The sequence below is a fragment of the Sphingomonas tabacisoli genome (assembly GCF_042678385.1).
GTDB lineage: Bacteria > Pseudomonadota > Alphaproteobacteria > Sphingomonadales > Sphingomonadaceae > Sphingomonas_B > Sphingomonas_B tabacisoli.
Genome location: NZ_JBHUDY010000002.1, coordinates 164318 through 188896, shown reverse-complemented (window position 1 = coordinate 188896; position 24579 = coordinate 164318). Strand labels below are relative to the sequence as shown.

General features: G+C 65.2%; 18 protein-coding genes. 7 read left to right on the top strand and 11 right to left on the bottom strand.

Features of this window, described 5'->3' with window-relative positions; all coding sequences use genetic code 11:
* Positions 1 to 5: 5 nt before the first annotated feature.
* The 6 genes from ACFSCW_RS14085 to ACFSCW_RS14060 form a co-directional block, all read right to left on the bottom strand.
* Positions 6 to 452 (bottom strand): DMT family transporter, encoded by a 447-nt coding sequence (locus ACFSCW_RS14085; RefSeq protein ID WP_380890504.1) that lies wholly within the window; start codon positions 450 to 452, stop codon positions 6 to 8.
* Positions 453 to 538: 86 nt separating this feature from the next.
* Positions 539 to 2488, bottom strand: coding sequence for an ATP-dependent zinc metalloprotease FtsH (ftsH, locus tag ACFSCW_RS14080; RefSeq protein WP_380890501.1), 1950 nt, complete (start codon positions 2486 to 2488; stop codon positions 539 to 541).
* 122 nt (positions 2489 to 2610) lie between these two features.
* Entirely contained in the window at positions 2611 to 3486 is an 876-nt protein-coding gene (locus tag ACFSCW_RS14075; protein WP_380890499.1) for an alpha/beta fold hydrolase, read from the bottom strand.
* A 127-nt stretch (positions 3487 to 3613) separates the two neighbouring features.
* Positions 3614 to 7882 (bottom strand): DNA-directed RNA polymerase subunit beta', encoded by a 4269-nt coding sequence (gene rpoC / locus ACFSCW_RS14070; RefSeq protein WP_380890498.1) that lies wholly within the window; start codon positions 7880 to 7882, stop codon positions 3614 to 3616.
* A 134-nt stretch (positions 7883 to 8016) separates the two neighbouring features.
* Positions 8017 to 12177, bottom strand: coding sequence for a DNA-directed RNA polymerase subunit beta (rpoB, locus tag ACFSCW_RS14065; RefSeq protein ID WP_380890496.1), 4161 nt, complete (start codon positions 12175 to 12177; stop codon positions 8017 to 8019).
* A gap of 335 nt (positions 12178 to 12512) precedes the next feature.
* Positions 12513 to 12986, bottom strand: coding sequence for a hypothetical protein (locus ACFSCW_RS14060; protein WP_380890495.1), 474 nt, complete (start codon positions 12984 to 12986; stop codon positions 12513 to 12515).
* Positions 12987 to 13008: 22 nt separating this feature from the next.
* On the opposite strand from ACFSCW_RS14060, the gene ACFSCW_RS14055 reads away from it, so the two are divergent.
* Positions 13009 to 13659, top strand: coding sequence for a hypothetical protein (locus ACFSCW_RS14055; RefSeq protein ID WP_380890494.1), 651 nt, complete (start codon positions 13009 to 13011; stop codon positions 13657 to 13659).
* A gap of 150 nt (positions 13660 to 13809) precedes the next feature.
* On the opposite strand, the gene hslU is transcribed toward ACFSCW_RS14055, so the two are convergent.
* Both hslU and hslV read right to left on the bottom strand, forming a co-directional pair.
* The gene (gene hslU / locus ACFSCW_RS14050) at positions 13810 to 15111 is read right to left on the bottom strand and encodes an ATP-dependent protease ATPase subunit HslU (protein WP_380890492.1); all 1302 of its coding nucleotides are present in this window, start codon (positions 15109 to 15111) and stop codon (positions 13810 to 13812) included.
* Between the two features lie 109 nt (positions 15112 to 15220).
* Positions 15221 to 15784, bottom strand: coding sequence for an ATP-dependent protease subunit HslV (hslV, locus tag ACFSCW_RS14045; RefSeq protein WP_380890489.1), 564 nt, complete (start codon positions 15782 to 15784; stop codon positions 15221 to 15223).
* Positions 15785 to 15871: 87 nt separating this feature from the next.
* Between hslV and ACFSCW_RS14040 the strand changes: the two genes are divergently transcribed.
* The 3 genes from ACFSCW_RS14040 to ACFSCW_RS14030 all read left to right on the top strand — a co-directional run bounded on the left by ACFSCW_RS14040 (position 15872) and on the right by ACFSCW_RS14030 (position 18339).
* Positions 15872 to 16513, top strand: coding sequence for a Yip1 family protein (locus ACFSCW_RS14040; RefSeq protein ID WP_380890488.1), 642 nt, complete (start codon positions 15872 to 15874; stop codon positions 16511 to 16513).
* A 67-nt stretch (positions 16514 to 16580) separates the two neighbouring features.
* Positions 16581 to 17891: a NupC/NupG family nucleoside CNT transporter gene (locus ACFSCW_RS14035; RefSeq protein ID WP_380890486.1), complete on the top strand. Its 1311-nt coding sequence runs from the start codon at positions 16581 to 16583 to the stop codon at positions 17889 to 17891.
* A gap of 10 nt (positions 17892 to 17901) precedes the next feature.
* On the top strand, positions 17902 to 18339 hold the full coding sequence (locus ACFSCW_RS14030) for a hypothetical protein (RefSeq protein WP_380890484.1): 438 nt from the start codon (positions 17902 to 17904) through the stop codon (positions 18337 to 18339).
* Positions 18340 to 18605: 266 nt separating this feature from the next.
* On the opposite strand, the gene ACFSCW_RS14025 is transcribed toward ACFSCW_RS14030, so the two are convergent.
* Both ACFSCW_RS14025 and ACFSCW_RS14020 read right to left on the bottom strand, forming a co-directional pair.
* Positions 18606 to 19454, bottom strand: a complete 849-nt coding sequence (locus ACFSCW_RS14025) for a helix-turn-helix transcriptional regulator (RefSeq protein WP_380890481.1) — start codon at positions 19452 to 19454, stop codon at positions 18606 to 18608.
* Positions 19455 to 19646: 192 nt separating this feature from the next.
* The gene (locus tag ACFSCW_RS14020) at positions 19647 to 21032 is read right to left on the bottom strand and encodes a sensor histidine kinase (protein WP_380890479.1); all 1386 of its coding nucleotides are present in this window, start codon (positions 21030 to 21032) and stop codon (positions 19647 to 19649) included.
* A gap of 102 nt (positions 21033 to 21134) precedes the next feature.
* On the opposite strand from ACFSCW_RS14020, the gene ACFSCW_RS14015 reads away from it, so the two are divergent.
* The 3 genes from ACFSCW_RS14015 (at position 21135) to ACFSCW_RS14005 (ending at position 23655) form a co-directional block, all read left to right on the top strand.
* Positions 21135 to 22379 carry a threonine ammonia-lyase gene (locus tag ACFSCW_RS14015; RefSeq protein ID WP_380890478.1) on the top strand — a complete coding sequence of 415 codons (1245 nt, stop codon included), beginning with the start codon at positions 21135 to 21137 and terminating at the stop codon, positions 22377 to 22379.
* A gap of 102 nt (positions 22380 to 22481) precedes the next feature.
* Positions 22482 to 23231: an arginyltransferase gene (locus ACFSCW_RS14010; protein ID WP_380890475.1), complete on the top strand. Its 750-nt coding sequence runs from the start codon at positions 22482 to 22484 to the stop codon at positions 23229 to 23231.
* Positions 23232 to 23436: 205 nt separating this feature from the next.
* Positions 23437 to 23655 (top strand): hypothetical protein, encoded by a 219-nt coding sequence (locus ACFSCW_RS14005; protein WP_380890474.1) that lies wholly within the window; start codon positions 23437 to 23439, stop codon positions 23653 to 23655.
* A gap of 60 nt (positions 23656 to 23715) precedes the next feature.
* Here ACFSCW_RS14005 and ctrA read toward each other — a convergent pair whose 3' ends face one another.
* The gene (ctrA, locus tag ACFSCW_RS14000; protein WP_380890473.1) at positions 23716 to 24423 is read right to left on the bottom strand and encodes a response regulator transcription factor CtrA; all 708 of its coding nucleotides are present in this window, start codon (positions 24421 to 24423) and stop codon (positions 23716 to 23718) included.
* Between the last annotated feature and the right edge of the window lie 156 nt (positions 24424 to 24579).

Genomic DNA, 24579 nt, shown 5'->3' with positions numbered 1-24579 from the left:
GGGCGTCAGCCGCGGCGGACCAGAAGGGCGCCGGCAAACACCAGCAACAGGCCGAGCATTCGCGTGACCGTCGCGGGCCGCGGCTCGATGCCCAGTAGTCCGAAATGATCGAGGATGAGAGCTGCTGCGAGCTGCCCCGCCACGGCGGCGGTCAGCAACGCGCCAACGCCGATCCGCGGCGCGGCAAACGCCGCCACCGCGACGAAAAACGCCCCGTAGAGACCGCCCGCCCAGGCGTACCAAGGAAGCCCACGCGTGGCGGACAATCCCCTCGGCGCGCCCGTCACCATCAGCAGCACGATCAGCGCCACCGTGCCGACCGCGAAGGAGATCAACGCCGCCAGCACCGGCGAACCCGAAGCACGCGCCAGCATCGCGTTGGTTGGCGCTTGCACCGCCATCGCGACGCCGCCGATCAAGGCGAGAAGAAGATAGGTCAGTCCAGCGGGCATATCGATGCTCTGACCACTAAGCGCCCCGCACGCAAACAAAACGGCGCCGGATTGCTCCGGCGCCGCCTTGGTGATTCTGCTTAGACTTAAGCGCCTTGCGGGGCGGGGTCGCCGAAGGGGCCGGGCTTGCGCGGCTTGGTCTTCGGGATCGAGCTGCCGCCGGCGATCAGCGGCACTGTGCGGCCCTTCTGGTCCTCGCGGCCGATATCCTCGCCCTTGATCGCTTTCTTGGCTTCTTCGCCGGTCAGCGTCTCGTATTCGAGCAGGTTTTCGGCGAGGCGGTGGAGCTCGTCGAGATTGTCGGTGAGCACCTGGCGCGCGGTGCCTTCGGCTTCCTCGATGATCCGGCGGACTTCCTGATCGATCAGGCGCGCGGTTTCTTCGGACACGGTCTGCGAGCGCGCGACTGAGTGGCCGAGGAACACCTCGTCCTGATTGTCGCGGTAGCGGAGCCAGCCGAGCTTTTCGCTCATACCGTATTCCATCACCATCGCGCGGGCCATGTCGGTCGCCTGCTGGATGTCGTTCGATGCGCCGGTGTTGAGCTCGTCCTTGCCGTAGATCAGCTGCTCCGCGATGCGGCCGCCGAAGCAAAGCGCGAGGCGCGCCTTCATCTGCTTCATCGACATCGAATAGCGGTCGCGCTCCGGCAGGTTCCAGGTCACGCCCAGCGCACGGCCGCGCGGGATGATCGTCACCTTGTGCAGCGGATCGCAGCCGGGGACATGGAGCGAGACGAGAGCATGGCCGGCCTCGTGATAGGCGGTCGCCTTCTTCTCGTCCTCGGTCATCACCATGGACTTCCTTTCGGCGCCCATCATGACCTTGTCCTTGGCTTCCTCGAACTCCTTCATCGCGACCAGGCGCTTGCCCTTGCGGGCGGCGAGCAGCGCGGCTTCGTTGACGAGGTTGGCAAGGTCGGCGCCCGAGAAGCCCGGCGTGCCGCGCGCGATGGTGCGGCTGTCGACGTCGGGCGCCAGCGGCACCTTCTTCATGTGAACCGCAAGAATCTTCTCGCGGCCCTCGATGTCCGGGCGCGGCACCACGACCTGACGGTCGAAGCGGCCCGGGCGCAGCAGCGCCGGGTCGAGCACGTCCGGACGGTTGGTCGCGGCGATGATGATGATGCCTTCGTTCGCCTCGAAGCCATCCATCTCGACGAGAAGCTGGTTCAGCGTCTGCTCGCGCTCGTCATTGCCGTTGCCGAGGCCGGCGCCGCGATGGCGGCCGACGGCGTCGATCTCGTCGATGAAGACGATGCAGGGCGCGTTCTTCTTGGCCTGCTCGAACATGTCGCGCACGCGGCTGGCACCGACGCCGACGAACATTTCGACGAAGTCGGAGCCGGAAATGGTGAAGAAGGGCACGCCCGCCTCACCCGCGATGGCGCGGGCGAGCAAGGTCTTGCCGGTACCGGGCGAGCCGACGAGCAGCGCGCCCTTTGGAATCTTGCCGCCGAGGCGAGCAAACTTCGTCGGGTCTTTCAGGAAATCGACAATCTCCTGCAACTCTTCCCGCGCCTCGTCGATGCCTGCGACGTCGTCGAACGTCACCTTGCCGTGCTTTTCGGTCAGCATCTTGGCCTTGGACTTGCCAAAGCCCATCGCGCCCGAGCCGGCGTTCTTCTGCATCTGGCGGATCACGAAAAACGCGACGCCCAGGATCAGCAGGAACGGCAGCGACTGGTAGAGCAGGATCATCCAGAAGCTCGGCTCTTCCTTCGGCTTCGCGGAGAACTTCACGTTCTTGGCGATCAGCCGGTCGATCAGGCGAGGATCGTCCGGCGCCTGGGTGCGGAAGGTCGAATCGTTCGTATAGGTGCCGCTGATGATATTGTCGGCGATCGCGACGTCCTTGACCTGGCCGTCATCGACGCGCTGCAGGAACTCGGAATAGGCGATGCCCTCGCCGCCGACGGTCCGGGTCTTCGAGTCGAACATCGAGACGAACAGCACCAACGCCAGCACAACGCCGAGCCAGATCAACAGGCTCTTCATCCAGGGATTGGTGGCGTTCGGGTCCTTCTTGTCGTTCATCGCGGTCGAATCTCTCGGGGGAACCGACCGAACATAGGTGCGCAGGGGTTAACCGACAATGGCGAGGCGTCGATCAGGGTGATCGGTTCGACGAAACGACGCTTGGCCACCGCATCAAAGCATCAGGTCGGCTCTGTCTGGCTGGCCTGATCCCACCCCATCGCCGATCCGCTTTCGCTTCCGAGGAACGACAGCAGATCGCGTTTGAGGCGATCGGGCGCGGTTGCGAACAGGCCGTGCGGCTCGCCGTCATATTCCAGCAACGTCGCGTGCGGGATGCCGCGGGCGGCGGTGTGGGCGCTGGGCTCGATCGGAACGGTCTTGTCGCCGGTGCCGTGGATGATCAGCGTCGGCACGCCGGCGAAGCTGGCGAGATCGGGCCGGAAATCGGTGCGCCCGAACGCGTCGATGCAATCGATCGTCGCCTTGGGGCTGGCCATGATCGCCAGCGCGAAAGTCCAGTCGAGCAGCGCCTCGCTGACGGGGCTCGAAACCCAGCCGACGCCGTAGAATTGCTTGGCAAAGGTCTGGAGGAAGGCGAAGCGATCCTTGCGGATCTGGTCTTTCATCCATTCGAACTGATCGGGGTCGACGCCGTCCGGATTGTCGTCGGTCTTCAGCAGATAGCCGGCGACGGAGGCAATGAGTGCCGCGCGCGCGACCTTGGCGGCGCCGTGGCGCGACAGGTAGCGCGCGATCTCGCCGCCGCCCATCGAGAAGCCGACCAGGCTGACGCGCCCCGCGCCGCAGCCGTCGATCACCGCGGCCAGGTCGTCTGCGAAGGTATCGTAATCATAGCCGGTCGCCGGGTGGCCCGACTGGCCGAAGCCGCGCCGGTCATAGGTGATCACGCGGTGCCCCGCCTCCAGCAGCGCGAGCGTCTGATATTCGAACATGTCGCCGGTAAGCGGCCAGCCGTGGATCAGAACGACAGGCTCGCCCGATCCCATGTCCTTGACGTGCAGCTTCGTTCCGTCGCGCGATTCGACATAAGGCATGGGCGGTCTCCGCGGGAAATAGTCCGCGGAGAACGGATCGAGCTGCCTGCCGTTCCGGCTTGCCCGCAACAAAAAGAGCCCCAGCGTTTCCGCTGGACCCCCTTTGTCTTGTCCTTGGCCTCGCGTCTTAGGACTCGAGGTAGTCGCCGGCGGCTTCGTCGCTGCCGTCGCCCGAGACCACAGCTACCGCGAGCGGATCGTCGCCGCTGTCGTCCTCGACCGGACGGCGCAGCTCGGCGGCATGCTCTTCGGCAGCGCTGTTCGGCGCGATCAAAGATGCCTGCCAGGTCCGCTGGGCAGCGCGGAGCGCGGCGTCGCGGCTGGAGGCGGCAACGCGGAGCCGGTTCATGCCTGCGCCGGTGCCCGCCGGGATCAGGCGGCCGACGATCACGTTCTCCTTCAAGCCCGTGAGCGTGTCGGTCTTGCCCTGCACCGCGGCTTCGGTGAGCACCCGGGTCGTTTCCTGGAAGGACGCGGCCGAAATGAAGCTGCGGGTCTGCAGCGACGCCTTGGTGATGCCCAGGAGGACCGGCTTGCCTTCCGCCGGACGCTGGCCCGGCTGAAGCTTCGCATTGGTCTCGTCCATCTCCTCGCGGTCGAGCTGTTCGCCGACCAGAAGCGTGGTGTCGCCGCCATCGGTGATCTCAACCTTTTGCAGCATCTGACGAACGATCGTCTCGATGTGCTTGTCGTTGATCTTCACGCCCTGGAGTCGATAGACTTCCTGGATTTCCGACACGAGATATTCGGCAAGCGGCTCGATGCCGAGCACTTCCAGAATGTCGTGCGGGTCCGGGCTGCCGCCGATCAGGTTGTCGCCGCGCTTGACGTAGTCGCCTTCCTGAACGTCGATCACCTTCGACTTCGGCACCAGATACTCCACGACCTCGCCGCCGTCCTCCGGCTGGATGCCGATCTTGCGCTTGGCCTTATAGTCCTTGCCGAACACGACGCGGCCCGAGACCTTCGCGATGATCGCGTTTTCCTTGGGCTTCCGCGCCTCGAACAGCTCGGCGACGCGCGGCAGACCGCCGGTGATGTCGCGAGTCTTGGCGGCTTCGCGGGACACACGAGCGAGCACGTCGCCCGCCTGCACCGTCTGACCGTCCTCGACCGAGAGCATCGCGCCCGGCGCCAGCATATAGCGGCCGGCTTCGCCCGACCCTTCGTCGAGGAGGGTGATGCGCGGACGCAGATCCTCCTTCGAACGGGTGGTCGCACGATATTCGGTCACGACGCGCTGGGCGATGCCGGTCGCTTCGTCGGTCTGCTCGGTGAGCGTCTTGCCCTCGATCAGATCCTGGAACTTCACCACGCCGGCCTTTTCGGTGATGATCGGCATGGTGAACGGATCCCATTCCGCGATCCGCTCGCCCTTGGTCACGATGTGGCCGTCCGCGATCAGCAAGTGCGCGCCGTACGGGATACGGTGCGTGGCCCGCTCGCGGCCGTCCATGTCGACGATCGCGATCTCGCCGTTGCGTGCCAAGGCGATGCGACGGCCGCGGCTGTCCTGGATCGTCGGCAGGTCGCGGAACTCGACGCGGCCGTCGCTGACCGCTTCGAGGTTCGACTGCTCGTTGAGCTGCGCCGCGCCGCCGATGTGGAAGGTCCGCATCGTGAGCTGGGTGCCCGGCTCGCCGATCGACTGCGCCGCGATGACGCCGACCGCTTCGCCGATATTGACCGGCGTACCGCGGGCGAGATCGCGCCCGTAGCAGGCGCCGCAGACGCCGCCCTTCGATTCGCAGATCAGCGGCGAACGGATGCGCACCGACTGGATGCCGATCTCTTCGATCCGCGCGACCATCGCTTCGTCGAGCAACGTCCCCTCGGCAACCAGCACTTCGTTGGTCTTCGAATCGACGATGTCTTCCGCGGTGGTGCGGCCGAGCACGCGCTCCGCAAGCGACGCGATGGTGGCGCCGCCCTGGACGATCGCCTTCATCTCGAGCGCCCGTTCGGTGCCGCAATCCTCTTCGACGACGACGCAATCCTGCGAAACGTCGACGAGACGGCGGGTCAAGTAGCCCGAGTTCGCCGTCTTGAGCGCGGTGTCGGCGAGACCCTTGCGGGCGCCGTGAGTCGAGTTGAAATATTCAAGGACGGTCAGGCCTTCCTTGAAGTTCGAGATGATCGGCGTCTCGATGATCTCGCCCGACGGCTTGGCCATCAGGCCGCGCATGCCGGCGAGCTGCTTCATCTGGGCCTGCGAACCGCGGGCGCCGGAGTGAGCCATCATGTAGATCGAATTGATCGGGGCGAGGCGGCCGGACTTGTCCTTCGGCGTCGCCTTGATCTCGTCCATCATTGCATTGGCGACCTGATCGCCGCAGCGCGACCAGGCGTCGATCACCTTGTTGTACTTCTCCTGCTGGGTGATCAGGCCGTCCTGATACTGCTGCTCGTAATCCTTCACGAGCGCGCGCGTCTCCTCGACCATCCCTTCCTTCGAAGCCGGGATGATCATGTCGTCCTTGCCGAACGAGATGCCGGCCTTGAACGCGTGACGGAAGCCGAGCGCCATGATCGCGTCGGCGAACAGCACCGTCTCCTTCTGGCCGGTGTGGCGATAGACCACGTCGATGACGTCGCCGATCTCCTTCTTGGTCAGCAGGCGGTTGACGGTTTCGAACGGCACCTTGTGCGACTTGGGCAGCGTCTCGCCGAGCAACATGCGGCCCGGCGTGGTTTCCACCCGCTTCATATAGGTGTTGCCCTGCTCGTCCGTCTGCGGGACGCGGCTGGTCACCTTGGCGTGGAGCGTGACCGCGCCCGAATCGAGCGCCTGGTGCACTTCGGCCATGTCGGAGAGGAGCATGCCCTCGCCCGGCTCGCCTTCGCGCTCCATCGACAGGTAATAGAGACCGAGCACCATGTCCTGCGACGGCACGATGATCGGCTTGCCGTTCGCGGGGCTGAGGATGTTGTTGGTCGACATCATCAGCACGCGCGCTTCGAGCTGGGCCTCGAGGCTCAGCGGAACGTGCACGGCCATCTGGTCGCCGTCGAAGTCGGCGTTGAACGCGGCGCAGACCAGCGGGTGAAGCTGGATCGCCTTGCCTTCGATCAGCACCGGCTCGAACGCCTGGATGCCGAGACGGTGGAGCGTCGGCGCGCGGTTCAGAAGGACCGGGTGCTCGCGGATGACTTCATCCAGGATGTCCCAAACTTCCTTGCGCTCCTTCTCGACCCACTTCTTCGCCTGCTTGAGAGTCATGGAGAGACCCTTGGCGTCGAGGCGGGCGTAGATGAACGGCTTGAACAGCTCCAAGGCCATCTTCTTCGGAAGGCCGCACTGGTGCAGCTTCAGCTCCGGCCCGGTCACGATGACCGAACGGCCCGAATAGTCGACGCGCTTGCCGAGCAGGTTCTGACGGAAGCGGCCCTGCTTGCCCTTGAGCATGTCGGACAGCGACTTCAGCGGCCGCTTGTTGGCGCCGGTGATCGTGCGGCCGCGGCGGCCGTTGTCGAACAGCGCGTCGACCGCTTCCTGCAGCATGCGCTTTTCGTTGCGGACGATGATGTCCGGCGCGCGCAGCTCCATCAGCCGCTTCAGACGGTTGTTGCGGTTGATGACGCGGCGATACAGGTCGTTCAGGTCCGAGGTCGCGAAGCGGCCGCCGTCCAGCGGCACCAGCGGGCGCAGCTCGGGCGGGATGACCGGCACGACGTTCAGGATCATCCATTCCGGACGGTTGCCGGAATCGAGGAAGCTCTCGACGACCTTCAGCCGCTTGATGATCTTCTTGGGCTTCAGCTCCGACTTGGTGACGGCGAGCTCTTCCAGCAGCGCCTTCTTCTCGCCTTCGAGATCAAGGCTTTCGAGCATGATGCGGACCGCTTCCGCGCCGATGCCGGCGGAGAAGGCGTCCTCGCCATATTCGTCCTGCGCGGCGAGGAGCTCGTCCTCAGTCAGGAGCTGGTAGCGCTCGAGCGGGGTCAGGCCCGGCTCGATCACGACATAGGCTTCGAAATACAGGATGCGCTCGAGCTGCTTGAGCTGCATGTCGAGCAGCAGGCCGATGCGCGACGGCAGCGACTTCAGGAACCAGATGTGCGCAACCGGGGCGGCCAGCTCGATATGGCCCATCCGCTCGCGCCGGACCTTCGAGACGGTGACCTCGACGCCGCACTTTTCGCAGACGATGCCCTTGTACTTCATGCGCTTGTACTTGCCGCACAAGCATTCGTAGTCCTTGATCGGACCGAAGATGCGCGCGCAGAACAGGCCGTCACGCTCGGGCTTGAACGTGCGGTAGTTGATCGTCTCCGGCTTCTTGATCTCGCCGAACGACCAGGAACGGATCCGCTCCGGCGACGCGATGCCGATCTGGATCTGATCGAACGTCTCCGGCTTGGCGAGCGGATTGGCGAAGGGGGTCATCTCGTTCATATTCGGTCCTCACTAGCCCCTCTCCTTTAGGGGAGGGGTTGGGGTGGGGCTGTCATCTGGTTCGCAGGCGGAGGAGCTGTCCCGAACTCCCCCACCCCCAACCCCTCCCCTGAAGGAGAGGGGCTTGCGTCATTTTACTCCGCGGCCTCGGCGAGATCGTCGCCGTCTTCCTCGTCGCCATGGGCGGCGAGTTCGACGTTCAGACCCAGCGAGCGCATTTCTTTGACGAGCACGTTGAAGCTCTCCGGAATGCCGGCCTCGAACGTGTCGTCGCCCTTGACGATCGCTTCATAGACCTTGGTGCGGCCGACCACGTCGTCGGACTTCACCGTCAGCATTTCCTGGAGCGTGTAGGCGGCGCCATATGCCTGGAGCGCCCACACTTCCATCTCGCCGAAGCGCTGGCCGCCGAACTGCGCCTTGCCGCCCAGCGGCTGCTGGGTGACGAGGCTGTACGGCCCGATCGAACGCGCGTGGATCTTGTCGTCGACCAGGTGGTGGAGCTTCAGCATGTAGATGTAGCCCACGGTCACCTTGCGGTCGAACGCCTCGCCGGTGCGGCCGTCGAACAGCGTCGACTGGCCCGACGTGTCGTAGCCCGCCAGCTCCAGCATCCGCGACACGTCCGCCTCGCGGGCGCCGTCGAACACCGGCGTCGCCATCGGCACGCCGTTCTTCAGCAGGCCGGCCATTTCGACGATGTCCTCGTCGGACCGCGACGCGATCTCGTCGGCATAGGTTTCGCCATAGACCGCGGTCAGACGGTCGCGAACTGCCTGCGGCGCCTGGCCGCCCTTGCCGTCCGGGTTCGCCTCACGCCAGGATTCCAACGCTTCGGTAATCTGGCGGCCGAGACCGCGCGCGGCCCAGCCCAGATGCGTTTCGAAGATCTGGCCGACGTTCATACGCGACGGCACGCCGAGCGGGTTGAGCACGATGTCCACATGCGTGCCGTCTTCGAGGAACGGCATGTCCTCGATAGGCAGGATGCGCGAGATCACGCCCTTGTTGCCGTGACGGCCGGCCATCTTGTCGCCCGGCTGCAGCTTGCGCTTCACCGCGACGAAGACCTTGACCATCTTGAGCACGCCCGGCGGCAGCTCGTCGCCCCGCTCCAGCTTCTCGCGCCGATCCTCGAACTTCTCGTTGATCAGCTTGACGGCCTCGTCATACTGGCCCTTCACGGCTTCCAGATCGGCCTGGACCTTGTCGTCCTGGACGGCGAACTTCCACCATTCGTGCTTCTCGACGGACTCCAGCAGATCGGCGTCGATCTCGGAGCCCTTCTTGATGCCCTTGGGCGCAGCCGTCGCCACTTGGCCGACCAGCATTTCGCGCAGGCGGCTCCAGGTGGCGCGATTGAGGATGCCGCGCTCGTCGTCCGAGTCCTTCTTCAGGCGCTCGATCTCCTCGCGTTCGATCGCCATCGCGCGCTCGTCCTTGTCGATGCCGTGGCGGTTGAACACGCGCACGTCGACGATCGTGCCGGACACGCCCGGCGGCAGGCGCAGCGAGGTGTCGCGCACGTCGGACGCCTTTTCGCCGAAGATGGCCCGGAGCAGCTTTTCCTCCGGCGTCATCGGGCTTTCGCCCTTCGGCGTGATCTTGCCGACCAGGATGTCGCCCGGCTCGACCTCGGCGCCGATGTACACGATGCCCGCCTCGTCGAGGTTGCGCAGCGCTTCCTCGCCGACGTTCGGGATGTCGCGGGTGATGTCCTCGGGCCCAAGCTTGGTGTCGCGGGCCATGACCTCGAACTCGTCGATATGGATCGACGTGAACACATCGTCCTTCACGATGCGCTCGGAGATCAGGATCGAGTCTTCGTAGTTGTAGCCGTTCCAGGGCATGAACGCGACGAGCGCGTTGCGGCCCAGCGCCAGCTCGCCGAACTCGGTCGACGGACCATCGGCGATGATGTCGCCGGCGCTGACCGTGTCGCCCACCTTCACCAGCGGACGCTGATTGATGCAGGTCGACTGGTTGGAACGCTCGAACTTCATCAGCCGGTAGATGTCGACGCCCGACTGGCCGGCCTCGACCTCGCCGGTCGCGCGGACGACGATGCGGGTCGCGTCCACCTGATCGACGATGCCCGAGCGGCGGGCAGCGATCGCCGCGCCGGAATCGCGCGCGACGGTCTCTTCCATGCCGGTGCCGACGAACGGCGCTTCGGCCTGAACCAGCGGCACCGCCTGGCGCTGCATGTTCGAACCCATCAGCGCGCGGTTGGCGTCGTCGTTTTCCAGGAAGGGAATGAGCGAGGCAGCGACCGACACGAGCTGCTTCGGCGACACGTCCATCAGGGTGATGGTGTCGGGGATCGCCATCAGGAACTCGCCCGCCTGACGCGACGAGACCAGTTCCTCGGTGAAGCGGCCTTCCTCATCCAGCTCGGCGTTCGCCTGCGCGATCGTGTGCTTCGCTTCTTCCATCGCTGACAGATAGACGACCTCGTCCGTCACCTTGCCGTCGACGATGCGACGGTATGGCGTTTCGATGAAGCCGTACTTGTTGACGCGCGAGAAACTCGCCAGCGAGTTGATCAGACCGATGTTCGGGCCTTCCGGCGTCTCGATCGGGCAGATGCGGCCATAGTGCGTCGGATGGACGTCGCGAACCTCGAAGCCCGCGCGCTCGCGGGTGAGGCCGCCCGGCCCGAGCGCCGAGACGCGGCGCTTGTGCGTCACTTCGGAAAGCGGGTTGGTCTGGTCCATGAACTGCGAGAGCTGCGACGAGCCAAAGAACTCGCGCACCGCGGCAACCGCGGGCTTCGCGTTGATCAGGTCGTTCGGCATGACGGTCGAGACGTCGACCGAGCTCATGCGCTCCTTCACGGCGCGCTCCATGCGGAGCAGACCGACGCGATACTGGTTCTCGAGCAGCTCGCCGACCGAACGGACGCGGCGGTTGCCGAGATTGTCGATGTCGTCGATCTCGCCCTTGCCGTCCTTGAGGTTCACGAGCTCCTTCACGACCGCGAGGATGTCCTCGGTGCGGAGCGTGGTGATCGTATCCTCGGCATCGAGGCCCAGGCGCATGTTGAGCTTGACGCGGCCGACGGCCGACAGGTCGTAGCGCTCCGGATCGAAGAACAGGCCGGCAAACAGCGCTTCCGCAGTCTCGCGCGTCGGCGGCTCGCCGGGGCGCATGACGCGGTAGATGTCGCTGAGCGCCTGGTCGCGATCCTCGGCCTTGTCGGCCTTCAGAGTGTTGCGGATCCAGGGGCCGGTGTTGACGTGATCGATGTCGAGCAGCTCGACGCGGTCGAGCCCGGCCTTGTCCAGCTTCTCGAGATTTTCCGCCGAGACTTCATCGCCGGCCTCGATATAGATTTCGCCGGTCGCCTCATTGATGAGATCGAGCGCCGAATAGCGGCCGTAGATTTCCTCGGTCGGGATCAGCAGCGTCTCGAGGCCGTCCTTGCCGGCCTTGTTGGCGGCGCGCGGCGTGACTTTCTGGCCGGCCGGGAACACGACTTCGCCGGTGTCGGCGTTGACGACGTCGAACATCGGCTTCTGGCCGCGCCAATTCTCGACGACGAACGGGACCTTCCAGCCGCCTTCGCCGCGCTGCCAGGACACGGTGTTGTAGAAGTGATGCAGGATTTCCTCGCCATTCAGGCCGAGGGCGAGCAGCAGCGAGGTGACCGGCAGCTTGCGCTTGCGGTCGATGCGGACGTTTACGATGTCCTTCGCGTCGAACTCGAAATCGAGCCACGAGCCGCGGTACGGGATCACGCGGGCGGCGAAGAGATACTTGCCCGAGGCATGGGTCTTGCCGCGGTCATGGTCGAACAGCACACCCGGCGAACGGTGCATCTGCGAGACGATGACGCGCTCGGTACCGTTGATGAAGAAGGTGCCGTTCTCGGTCATGAGCGGCATGTCGCCCATGTAGACGTCCTGCTCCTTGATATCGAGCACGGAGCGCGATTCCGTATCGGGATCGACCTCGAACACGATCAGGCGGAGCGTGACGCGCATCGGCGCGGCGAAAGTGATGCCGCGCTGACGGCATTCCTCGACGTCGTACTTCGGCGGCTCCAGCTCGTAATGCACGAAGTCGAGCTCGGCGGTGCCGGCGAAATCGCGGATCGGGAACACGCTGCGCAGCGTCTTTTCCAGGCCCGAGACATAGCCGATCGACGGGTCCGAGCGGAGGAACTGTTCGTAGCTTTCGCGCTGGACCTCGATCAGGTTCGGCATCTGCACCACTTCGTGGATGTTGCCGAAGACCTTGCGGATGCGCCGGGACGCGCGGCCAGCCTGCGCCGGAACTGCCTTTGTCGCCATGAGAGTTTAGTGCCTCGCCGTTGAAATCGGGACGCGGACCGGACACAAAAAGCCGCGAGTCCTCATGTCGAGAACCGCAGCTCCAAGCGTCCAGGGCAACCGACAGTCTTCCATTCGTTCGGCACGCCGCGCCATTGCGAGCCATTTCCCGAAAACTGTGGTGAAGCGCGCCATATAGGAGCGCCTGTCCGGCGTGTCAAAGGGGGACAGGTGCAAAAAGTCCAGACCCGAAAAATCGTTGGACCAAACGGCTGGTCTGACCTTCGGCACCTTTTATCGCAACGGCTGCGACCAGCCGAGCCGGAGGCCCGTTCATCCGACGCCATGAGACACAATCACAAGAGGATCGCCCTAGGCCTGCTGCTCGCCAGCGCAGCCCTTCCCGTCAACGCGCAAGAGACGCAAACCGCCGCGCCGCCGCCCGTCGCCGCGACACCGGCGCCCGAGGCTGCGACGCCCGCGCCTGCCCCGGCGCCTGCGCCATCGCCGAGCATCACTTTCGCCCCGAGCGCGCCGGTCGTGCAGAACGTGCCACCTCCGCCCGCGCCGCCGGCCGAGGCCGCCGCAGCTGCCGAGACACGCAGTGCGACGCGCGCATCCCGGCCTACCGCAAGCCGCCCCACTGCGGGCGTGCACAGCAGCGCGACGCGCTCGACCACAACGGCACGGACGACCGCTGCGCCCGCTCCCGCCCCGACCGCCGCGCCGGCACCAGCGCCCTCGCCGACGGCCGCTGCGACTGCGGCACCGGCAGCCGCCGCGCCTGAAGCGACCGCTCCCGAGGCGGCCGCGCCGGCCCCTGCCGCCAAGACGGAGACAAGCGGCAACGACATGCTGCTCTGGGCCCCGATCGTGATCGGCGGCTTCGTGATCCTGGGCCTGATCGGCTATCTGCTTTCGCGCCGCCGCCGCACCGACGATGTCGTCTATGAGGAAGAGGCTTATTACGCGCCGGTCGAGGAAGCGCCGGTGGTCGAGCCCGTCCATGTGGAGGATGCAGCCCTCGCGGCTTCGCCGGGCTATGTCGAACCTGTCTATGAAGCGCCGGCAGCCGCTGCCGCCACGACGGCTGCGACCGACGCGGCGCGCCCCTGGATCGATATCGGCCTGCGTCCGATCCGCGCCGAAAATGACGGCGCGCTCGAGGTCGAGGTGACGGTCAGCAACTCGGGCGATGTCGAGGCACACGACGTGCGCGTGTCGACCTGGATGCTGAACGGCGCCTCGTCAGAGAACGAGGACGCGCTGATCGCCGCGCGGTCGACCGCACAGGTGGCGACCGTCGACGTCGCGCCGGGCAGCGACAAGAGCGTCGACACTTCGGTCGAGCTGCCGCACGACGCGAACACGCCGTTGCTGGTCGCCGAAGCCCGCTATCCGCTGCCGCAGGGCGGCGAAGGACGCATAGCCGCGACGTTCGAGATCGACATGAGCGATAGCGACGTTGAAGCCCGGCTGCACGACGTACTGGAACGGGCGTAAGCTTTAATCCCTCTCCCCTCGAGGGGAGAGGGCGACTCGCGCCTGCGGGCGCGAGCGGGGAGAGGGGATTGAGCACCGTACCACAGGACCCTCTCCCCGCTCGGCCCCACAGGGCCGAGTCGCCCTCTCCCGCGAAGCGGGAGAGGGTTGTTACAACACGTACTTCGACAGGTCGGTGTTGCGCGCGATGTCGCTGAGCTGGCCTTCGACATAGGCGCGGTCGATCACGAGGCTTTCACCCTGGCGGTCCTCGGCGTCGAAGCTGACTTGCTCCAGCAGCTTTTCCATGACCGTCTGCAGCCGGCGCGCCCCGATATTTTCGACCTGGCCGTTCACTTCGGCGGCAATGCGCGCGACCGCGGCGATCCCATCCTCCGTGAAGTCCACTGTCACGCCCTCGGTGCCGATCAGCGCCTTGTATTGCGCCGGCAAGCTCGCCTTGGTGTCCGTGAGGATGCGGACGAAATCGGATTCGCTCAGCGCCTTCAGCTCGACGCGGATCGGCAGGCGGCCCTGCAGCTCCGGCAGCAGGTCGCTGGGCTTTGCGACATGGAACGCGCCCGACGCGATGAAGAGAATGTGATCGGTCTTCATCGGCCCGTATTTGGTCGCGACCGTGGTTCCCTCGATCAGCGGCAGCAAATCGCGCTGCACGCCTTCGCGGCTGACCGAGCCGCCGCGCACGTCGCTGACCGCGATCTTGTCGATCTCGTCCAAGAAGACGATGCCGTTGGCTTCAGCGTCGGCGAGTGCCTGACGGCTGACTTCATCCTGGTCGAGGCGTTTGTCGGCTTCTTCCTCGAGCAATTTGTCCCAGGCGGCGCGGACGTTCAGCTTGCGCTTCTTGAGCTGGCCGCCGCCCAAGGCCTTCGACATCATGTCGCTGAGGTTGATCATGCCGACCTGGCCGTTCATGCCGGGGATCTCGAACGGCATTTGCGGCTGGCCGGCAAGCTCGATCTCGACTTCCTTGTCGTCGAGCACGCCTTCGTCGAAGCGCTGGCGGAAGGCGCTGCGCGTCCCTTCGCTTGAGCCCTTGCCGGTGAGCGCGTCTAGCAGCCGGTCCATCGCCGCGGCCTGCGCCTTGTCGAGCACCGCGGCGCGGCGGCGTTCCTTTTCCAGCCGGATCGCTTCTTCGACCAGATCGCGGGCGATCTGCTCGACATCGCGGCCGACATAGCCGACCTCGGTGAATTTGGTCGCCTCGACCTTCACGAACGGCGCGTCGGCGAGCTTCGCCAACCGCCGGCTGATCTCGGTCTTGCCGCAGCCGGTGGGGCCGATCATCAGGATGTTCTTGGGCGTGACCTCGTCGCGCAGGTCAGGCGCGAGCTTCTGCCGGCGCCAGCGGTTGCGCAGCGCCACCGCGACCGCGCGCTTCGCTTCGGTCTGTCCGATAATGTGTTCGTCCAAGGCCGCGACAATGGCTTTGGGAGTGAGAGTGTCGTTCATTTTCAATCCTAAGCCCCTCCCCTTCAGGGGAGGGGTTGGGGTGGGGAATGTCTGGAGAGCGCCGGAGCGGGGACTGCCCCACCCCTGCCCCTCCCCTGAAGGGGAGGGGTTAAGTCGCGCTCTCCAGCGTTTCGATCGTAAGCTGGTCGTTGGTGTAGACGCAGATGTCGGCGGCGACGGCCATCGCCTTGCGGGCGAGGGTTTCGGCGTCCGGCTCGTACTCGGCGAGGGCGCGGGCGGCGGCGAGGGCGTAATTGCCGCCCGAGCCGATCGCGGCAATGCCGTTCGTCGGCTCAAGCACGTCGCCATTGCCGGTCAGGATCAGGCTCACGTCCTTGTCGGCGACGATCATCAGCGCTTCGAGGTTGCGTAAGTATTTGTCGGTCCGCCAATCCTTCGCCAGTTCGACCGCAGCGCGGAGGAGCTGGCCGTGGTGCTGCTCCAGCTTGCGCTCCAGCCGTTCGAACAGAGTGAAGGCGTCGGCGGTCGCGCCGGCGAAGCCGCCGATGACGCTGCCGTCGCCGAGCTTCCGCACCTTGCGCGCATTGGGTTTCATGACTGTCTGGCCCATCGAGACCTGGCCGTCGCCGATGATGACGACCTTGCCGTTCTTGCGGACCGAGAGAATGGTGGTGCCGTGCCACTGGGGCAGGCCGTGTTCGTTCCCGCTCATGGCCGGCCATATGGGAGGGCGGTTGCGCTGCCGCAACGCCAGGCGCATGATCGCTTCGCCGACCGCACCACAAGGGGAATGTGAGTCATGAGCGTCGAGTTTCCGCAGCCCGGCACCAGTTCGCTTGTCGATCGCGTGAAGAACATCCTGTTGAAACCCCAGGAAGAATGGCGGCGGATCGACGCCGAGCCCGCCACCGTGGCCGATATCTTCAAATCCTATGTGGTGCCGCTGGCGGCGATCGGGCCGGTTGCGCTGCTGGTCGGCTCCCTGCTGTTCGGCTATTCCCTGCTGCTAGTGACGTTTCGGCCGAGTATCGGCTTCGCCATTTCGGTAGCGGTCAGCCATTACATCATGGCGCTCGTGAACGTTTTCGTTCTTTCGCTGATCTTCAATCTGCTCGCGCCGAACTTTGGCGGACAGAAGAGCGACGTGCAGGCCACAAAGGTCGCCGCCTGTTCCTGCACGGCCGCGTGGGTCGCGGGCGTGTTCCTGATCTTTCCCGGCCTGGCGTTCCTCGCGATTCTGGGCGGGCTGTATAGCCTTTACCTGCTCTATCTCGGGCTGCCGCGGCTTATGAAAGTGCCGGAAGACAAGGCGCTTACCTATGTGATTGTCTCGATCGTCGCAGCGTTCGTCGTGTTCTTCATCACCAACAGGATCGCGATGAGCCTTGATTCCGTGTTCGCCCCGAGCATCATTCCCGGCGGCACGCTGACCGTCAGCTGAGATTTCCCCCTTCCCCCCGGCGGCGCGGCGTGTATCGTCCGCGCCACTTGGGGACATCATTACAGTTATGAACCGTTATCTGATTGGCCTGGCCGGCATTGCGGTCATCCTGGGCCTCGCCCTGCTTTTGTCGACCAACCGCCGCGCGATCCGGCTGCGCGTCGTCGCGCCCGCCTTCGCGCTGCAGGCGGGCTTCGCGATGCTCGTGCTGGGGACGAGCTGGGGACAGAGCGTAATCGGCGCGATGTCGCGCGGCGTCTCGAACCTCCTGGGCTACGCCAAGGCAGGCACCGATTTCATCTTCGGCCCGCTCGCCGGCCCGACGATGGGCGCGAACAGCTTCGCGATCGCAGCCCTGCCGGTGATCATCTTCTTCGCGTCGCTGATCTCGATCCTCTATTATCTCGGCGTGATGCAGTTCATCATCCGCTGGGTCGGCGGCGCGATCCGGCTGGTGACCGGCATCACGCGCGTCGAGAGTCTGGGCGCGGCCGCCAACATCTTCGTCGGCCAGTCGGAAAGCCCGCTGGTCATCCGGCCCTATCTGGCGAGCCTGACGCCATCGCAGCTCTTCTGCATGATGACGGTCGGCATGGCCGGCGTCGCCGGCACGATCCTCGGCGCCTACGCCTCGATGATCGGCGCGCAGCTCCTTCCCTATCTGCTGGCGGCGAGCTTCATGTCGGCGCCGGGCGGCGTGCTGATGGCGAAGATCATCATGCCCGACGATGTCGTCACGCCGGAGCCCGACGAGGTGGCGCTGCCCGAAACGCGGATCAGCGCCGAAGGCCCGGCCGCGCTGCTCCCCGAAGGTGGGCGCGACCCGGTGCAGATGGCCGAAGCCACGCATGACGAGGAACGGCCGGCCAACATCATTATGGCGGCCGCCCAGGGCGCGCAGACCGGCGTCAAGCTTGCCGTCGCGGTGGGCGCAATGGTGCTGGCGTTCGTGGCGCTGGTCGCGCTTGCGAATGGCTTGCTCGCCGGCGTCGGTAGCTGGTTCGGCCGGCCCGACCTCTCCTTCCAGGAACTGCTCGGCTATGTGTTCCGCCCGGTCATGGTGCTGCTGAACGTGCCATGGAACGAGGCGGGCATCGCCGGCGGCCTGTTCGGGACCAAGCTGGTGCTGAACGAGTTCGTCGCCTTTATCGAACTCGGCAAGCTGCAGAAGACACTGTCGCCGCAGACGGTGGCGGTCGTGACGTTCGCGCTGTGCGGCTTCGCCAATTTCAGCTCGATCGCGATCCAGATGGCGGTGACCGGCAACCTTGCGCCTAATCAGCGCCCGCTGATCGCGAAGCTCGGCCTGCGCGCACTGGCCGCCGGCAGCCTCGCCAATCTGATGAGCGCGGCGCTCGCCGGGCTGATCATGGGATAGGCCCGTGCGCATGATCTTCACCAAGCAGGATGGGAAGTACGACCTGCTGGAAATCGTGCGCGCAGATAGTTCGGTCGAGCGGATCGACTGCCCGAAGCAGGGCATCATCCCGCACGACATGGTGCATTACGCGGTCGAGAAGGAACTCGGCGCGCGCGGGTTCATGCGTGCGGCGGTTGCGGGCGAGGCGAGCGGCTATGCGCCGATGAGCGAGGTCGAGGCTGAGGCCATCGAGCGGCTGGTGGAAACGATGCAGGCCGATGCCTGGGGCGCGCCGGGAACGGCCGGCGACTTGCTCGACCTCTATCGGATGACATGCGAGGCGCGCGGCCACGCCTCCATTGCGGTCGAGCCGGCGAGCATCGACGCGATCAAGGACGAGATGACGCGGCTTCAGCTGGAGTGGGACGAGGTGCCGGCCGGCGGCACGATGGAGCTGAGCTTCTAGGGTCCAGACCCACAACCGGCAACGGCCAGGATCGCCCGGAGAGGCGCGCTGGCAAGGAGCGCAGTGCAGTCGCGTAGCTCCGGCTACGCGCAAGCAAGCGACGTAGCGAGCGCGCCTCTCCGAGCGACCGCGAAGCGGCGGGCGTATTTTGGCGCGATGCGGCGTCGCTCGTCAGGCAGGCAGCTTCTGCTACCTGCCTCTCCTCGCTCCTGGCCTCGCGCCAAAATACGCTCAGTCATGGCCATTGCCGGTTGTGGGTCTGGACCCTAGGCTTCCGCGACCAGCGGCGCGACTCTGCCGGCGAATTCGGTGCGCTTCATGGTCAGGCGCGTGAGTTCGTTGAGGTCGCCCTGGATGCGCGTCGGGGTGACGCCGGTGAAGCGCTTGATCTCGCGAATGCAATGCGACTGGTCGTAGAAGCCCTGGTCGAGCAGTTCGGACGTGCTCGCCTCGCCTTTCGCGAGCACGACCGCTGCGCGGAGAGCGCGATATTTGCGCGAGAGCAGTTTGGGCGGGGCGCCATAGAGTCTCTTGCACAGCCGCTCGACTTGCCGGCGCGACAATCGGGTCTCGGCGACCAGGTCGTCGACTTGCGGGTTGAGACTGCTCTGGAGCCAGTCATCGACCGTGCGGGTGAACCAGCGCGGCTGTTCATGGCCGCCGGCGATGAGCGATTTGATGAACGCGGTCGCGATCGCCACCCGTGCATCGAGCGCATCTGCCGCGCGCAGCGCGTCCAGCGCATCCCGGGCAGCGCGGCCGAACAACTCGGTCGCGTCGATGACGCGGTTCGTGACCGAGGAAGCATCGACCGCGACGATTGCCCCCCACCCGGCCGGCAGCAATCCGGCGCCGAAGACTTCGGCCGGACCGTCGACCCAGACATGGGTGGCGCCGGTGGTCGGGCCCACGATTTGGATTTCAGGCCCATCCTGCTCGTGGCCGTCGGCAAAGCGATATCGGCCGGTTCCTTTGAGCATGAATCTCAGCTGCGCGAGGTCGGCCCGGTCGTCATCTTCGAATCGCTCGATATTGACGCGGAAATCGTAGAAGACGGACAGATAATCCGTCAGCGCCGCTTCAGGTGCGGCGTAGTCGAGCGAAACCGCTGCCATAACTGCGCCCCTTTTTTCTTTGCAGCGCAGCATAGCGGCAATCTGCCGCATAAAAAAGTGGCCCGGCCGAAATGAATCGGCCGAGCCGCTAGGTCAAGAACCCCCAAGAATCTCGGGAGCCCTTCGGGTCGCAGTTCCTGACTAGGGAATAGTCCGGGATTCGGATAGGACAGAATCGACATGCGGCCCGGATTAACGGGCGATGAAAATTTCTTCAGGCGCAGGCGAAACGATCGTGCAGCGCACGCCCTCGGGCGCAAAATCGAGCGTGACCGAGCCATCGAGCTCGCTCGCCAGCGCTCGCTCGAGCATGCGAGAGCCAAAGCCGCGATGCTCCGGCGGGGCGACCGGCGGCCCTTCCCGTTCGGCCCAGACCAGATGGACGCGACCGCCTTCGATACGCCAGCGCACGTCGACAATGCCGCGGTCATTCGACAGCGCGCCGTACTTCACGGCGTTGGTGCACAGTTCGTGGACAGCGAGGGCAAGGGCGACCGCGGTCTTTGGCGGCACACGCATATCGGGGCCATCGATTCGGAAGCGGCCATCGCCGGGATCGCAAGGAGCGGCGGCCGACAGGATGACGTCCCGCATCGACGCGGCCTCCCAGCTTTCGCGCGTCAGCAGATTGTGCGCGCCGGCGAGGGCGACAAGCCGTCCTTCGAAAGCCTGCCTGCGCTCCTCGTCCGCGCTGCCCGCGAAGCTTTGGTGAGCGAGCGCCTGCACGACGGCGAGCGTGTTCTTCACCCGATGATTGAGTTCGTGAACCAGCAGCCGCTGATGCTCCTCGTCGCGCTTGCGGTCGGTGATGTCGAGCGCCACGCCGATGATCCGGTCCACCGCGCCGTCATCGGTCAGCTGGAACTCGGCGCTAACCAGGAGCCAACGCACCTCGCCTCGGCTCAGCCGGTAGCGAATCTCAGCCTGAAAATGCGGTTCGCGGCGCGCGATCGACGCCCGCGCCAACTCCGACAGGCGGACCAGATCTTCGGCCTCGATCCGACCGCGCATGTCGTCATAGGACACGTCGCGCGTCTCGATGATGCCGAGCAGGCGATTGAGGTCGCTCGAGTGAAGCACACGCCCGGCGCGCACATCATATTCCCACACCGCCATGCGCCCGGCATCCATCGCTAGCCGCAAGCGAAGCTCGCTCGCGCGCAACGCCGCTTCGGTTTCGCGCCGGCCCGTGATGTCGATGCTGGCGGCGAGCACGCCGAATGGCGAACCATCCTCTTTCCGGATGACGGTGACCGAATTATCGACCCAGAGAATCGAACCGTCCGGCCGCAAATAGCGCTTCTCGATTCGATAATGCGCGCCGTCGCGCACCGCGCGATCGAACAACGGTTCGTTCTCGGCCAGGTGATCGGGGTGCGTGATCTCCTGCATCCGGAGCGTAAGCAGTTCCTCGCGCGACCGGCCCACCATTTCGCAGAAACGGTCGTTGACGAGCGTGAAGCGGCCATTGAGATCGACTTGCGCCAGCCCCGCCGCGGTCTGGGCAAAGATCGCCGCGATCTCGGCATCCTGCTCCGGTGCCGACCACTCCGGTCGTATGTCGATCGTGGAGGTCATGACGCTCGCTTACTCTGGGAAGCGGAACCTAACCCAAGCCGGGCCGGCCTGCCAGCGCGCGCAAGGAATGACAGCCGCGCCGCGGGCCGCTAAGGCCCCGGCATGGCCACTGCAGTTTCGATCGATCGCGACACCCTGCCCGTCACGCTTGCCGATATCGAGGCGGCGGCGGCGCGGATTATGGGATCGGTCGTCCGCACGCCGACGCTCCATTCGCAGACGCTCTCGCAGCTCACGGGTGCCGAGGTCTGGCTGAAGTTCGAGAATCACCAGTTCACGGCCGCTTATAAGGAACGCGGCGCGCTTAACACGCTGCTCCAGATGAGCCCGGAAGCGCGCGCCAAGGGCGTGATCGCGGCATCTGCCGGCAACCATGCGCAGGGCCTCGCCTATCACGGCAATCGGCTGGGCATTCCGGTCACGATCGTGATGCCGAAGCCGACGCCGACCGTGAAGGTCATGCAGACCGAGGGGCATGGCGCGACCGTCATTCTGGAAGGCGAGACGTTCGATGCCGCCTATGCCCATGCGCGCAAGCTGGAGGCGGAGCGCGGGCTGACCTTCGTCCATCCTTTCGACGAGCCGAACATCATCGCGGGCCAGGGGACGGTCGCGCTCGAGATGCTCGCGGACGTGCCGGAACTCGACACGCTGGTGATCCCGATCGGTGGCGGCGGTCTTCTGTCCGGCATGGGAACCGCGGCGAGAGGGCTCAAGCCCGGCATCGAGCTGGTCGGCGTCCAGGCAGAGCTGTTCCCGTCGATGTATGCGGCCGTGAAGCATGTCGATCTTGCTTGCGAAGGCGACACGCTCGCCGAGGGCATCGCCGTCAAACAGCCGGGCACGCTGACCGCGCGGATCGTCGAAGCACTGGTGGACGACATCGTGCTCGTCTCGGAGCGCGAGCTGGAGAAGGCGTTGAGCCTGTTGCTGCAGATCGAAAAGACGGTGGTCGAAGGGGCCGGGGCGGCCGGACTCGCAGCCCTGCTCGCCGATCCGGAGCGTTTCCGGGGCAAGAACGTGGGCCTGGTGCTGACCGGCGGCAACATCGACACGCGGCTGCTCGCCAACGTGCTGCTGCGCGACCTCGCCCGCTCCGGCCGACTGGCGCGGCTGCGGGTGCGGCTGCAGGACCGGCCGGGCGCTCTGTTCCACGTCGCTCGCATCTTCCATGAGGAGCAGGTGAACATCATCGAGGTCTATCACCAGCGCGTCTTCACGACGCTGCCGGCCAAGGGCCTGATCACGGACATCGAGTGCGAGACTCGCGATCGGGCCCATCTGGACCGGCTGATGGAGGCATTGCGCGCGGCCGGGTACGAGGCGAGTCTGGTCGAATTGGCCTGAGCGACGCCGAAAGAGAGTAAACAGACTTTTCATTGAAGCTGGACTGGCCAATATGCGTTCTGGTGGCAGCGGGGTACGAGTCCCCGCCTGAGAGGGACGGCCGTGAGCGCACCATTCCGGTTTCCGCGATTCTTCGTCACCTCGCCGAATCCGTGCCCGTATTTGCCCGGCAAATTCGAGCGGAAGGTCTTTACCGAGCTGAACGGGCCGAACGCGTCCGAGCTTAACGACGCGCTTGGCCGGATCGGCTTTCGCCGCAGCCAGAGCGTCGCCTACCGGCCGAGCTGTCCCGAATGCCAGGCCTGCGTGTCGGTGCGCACCGTCGTCGACGAGTTCCGGCCGAGTGGAACGCAAAAGCGCATTCTGAAGCGCAACCGCGATCTTGAAGTCACGGCCTGCCGCCCTTGGTCCACCGACGAGCAATATCAACTGCTCCGCCGCTATCTGTCGGCCCGCCATCCCGGCGGCGGCATGTCGAACATGGACGAGATGGACTATGCCGACATGGTCGAGCAGACGCCCGTCAACACCCACATCATCGAATATCGCGAACCCCGCCAGGGCTATACGCCGGGCAAGCTGATCGGCGCGTGCCTGACCGATCGCCAAGGCGACGGGCTGTCGATGATCTACAGCTTCTACGACGCCGATCACGCGGATCGGCCCGGCCTTGGCAATTTCATCATCATGGATCACATCCTGCGCGCCCGCGCCGCCGGCCTGCCTTACGTCTATCTCGGCTATTGGGTGCGCGGGTCCAAGCGCATGGCCTACAAGGCGCGGTTCGGCCCGATCGAGCGGCTCGCCGGCGAAGGCTGGGTCCGCTTCGATCCTGAGGCTGTGGACGCCTGATTTACGGCGCAAAAGCCACACCCGGGTTCCATTCGGCACGGCTGTGGAACAGGACTCCTGCACGCGAGTTACTTGCCTGAAAACGGAGTGATTTTCGCGTCAGCTTTAGTCACAGGTCAAGAACAGGGTTAACAGACTTTAGCCATATCCTGGCTGTGCTAAGTTGTCGTCAAGTTTGGAATCACCACGCGTTAAGGAGGTGATAATGCGTACGGCGACTATTCATCCGATCGACTTGGTCCATCGCGGCTATCAAGTCATGTATCATCCGGGCGAGACCAATCGTTGCCCTGGCTGCGGCCACAGCAACTGGTTGATCGGCCGCGTCACGGCTCAGTGCGGGTTCTGCGGCACGGCGCTGGCGCTGGCGCTCAGCGCGCCGGGTCTCGGCCTGAACGACGATTATCTGGCGCTGGCGAGCTGATACGCAAAGGCCGGCGCGTTTCCGCACCGGCCTTCGGTTCCAGCCCCCGCTGGGGATGCGTTACGCGGCGACCGTTTCCGGCGCCTGCTCTTCCTGGGGATCGCGCAGCACATAGCCGCGGCCCCACACCGTCTCGATGTAATTGTCGCCGCCACAGGCCAGGCTCAGCTTCTTGCGGAGCTTGCAGATGAAGACGTCGATGATCTTCAGCTCGGGCTCGTCCATGCCGCCATAGAGGTGGTTCAGAAACATTTCCTTGGTAAGCGTGGTGCCCTTGCGGAGCGACAACAGCTCCAGCATCGCATATTCCTTGCCGGTCAGGTGCACGCGGGCACCGTCGACCTCCACTGTCTTCGCATCGAGATTGACCGCCAGCTTGCCGGTGCGGATGACCGACTGGCTGTGGCCCTTCGAACGGCGGACGACGGCGTGGATACGGGCGACGAGCTCGTCGCGGTGGAACGGCTTGGTCACGTAATCGTCGGCGCCGAAGCCGAACGAGCGGACTTTCGAATCCATCTCGCTGATGCCCGACAGGATCAGCACCGGAGTCTGGACCTTGGCGGTGCGCAGCTTCTTCAGCACGTCATAGCCGTGCATGTCCGGCAGGTTGAGATCCAGAAGAATGATGTCGTAATCGTAGAGCTTGCCCAGATCGAGGCCCTCTTCGCCCAGATCGGTCGAATAAACGTTAAGCCCCTCGGCCTGCAGCATCATCTCGATGGCCTTGGCGGTGGTCGGCTCGTCCTCGATCAGCAATACGCGCATAATGGCTGTCCCTCTCGTGGAGCGCGGCGACCCTGCTCGCGCCCCAGCGCCTCATTAACCAGTTAACCTTTGGGCTCCAAACGTTAATATCCAGTTAAGTCAGCGCGGTAGGAAATGACGGCTACAAACCGTCTGAGGCGTTGCCGATAAGCCACA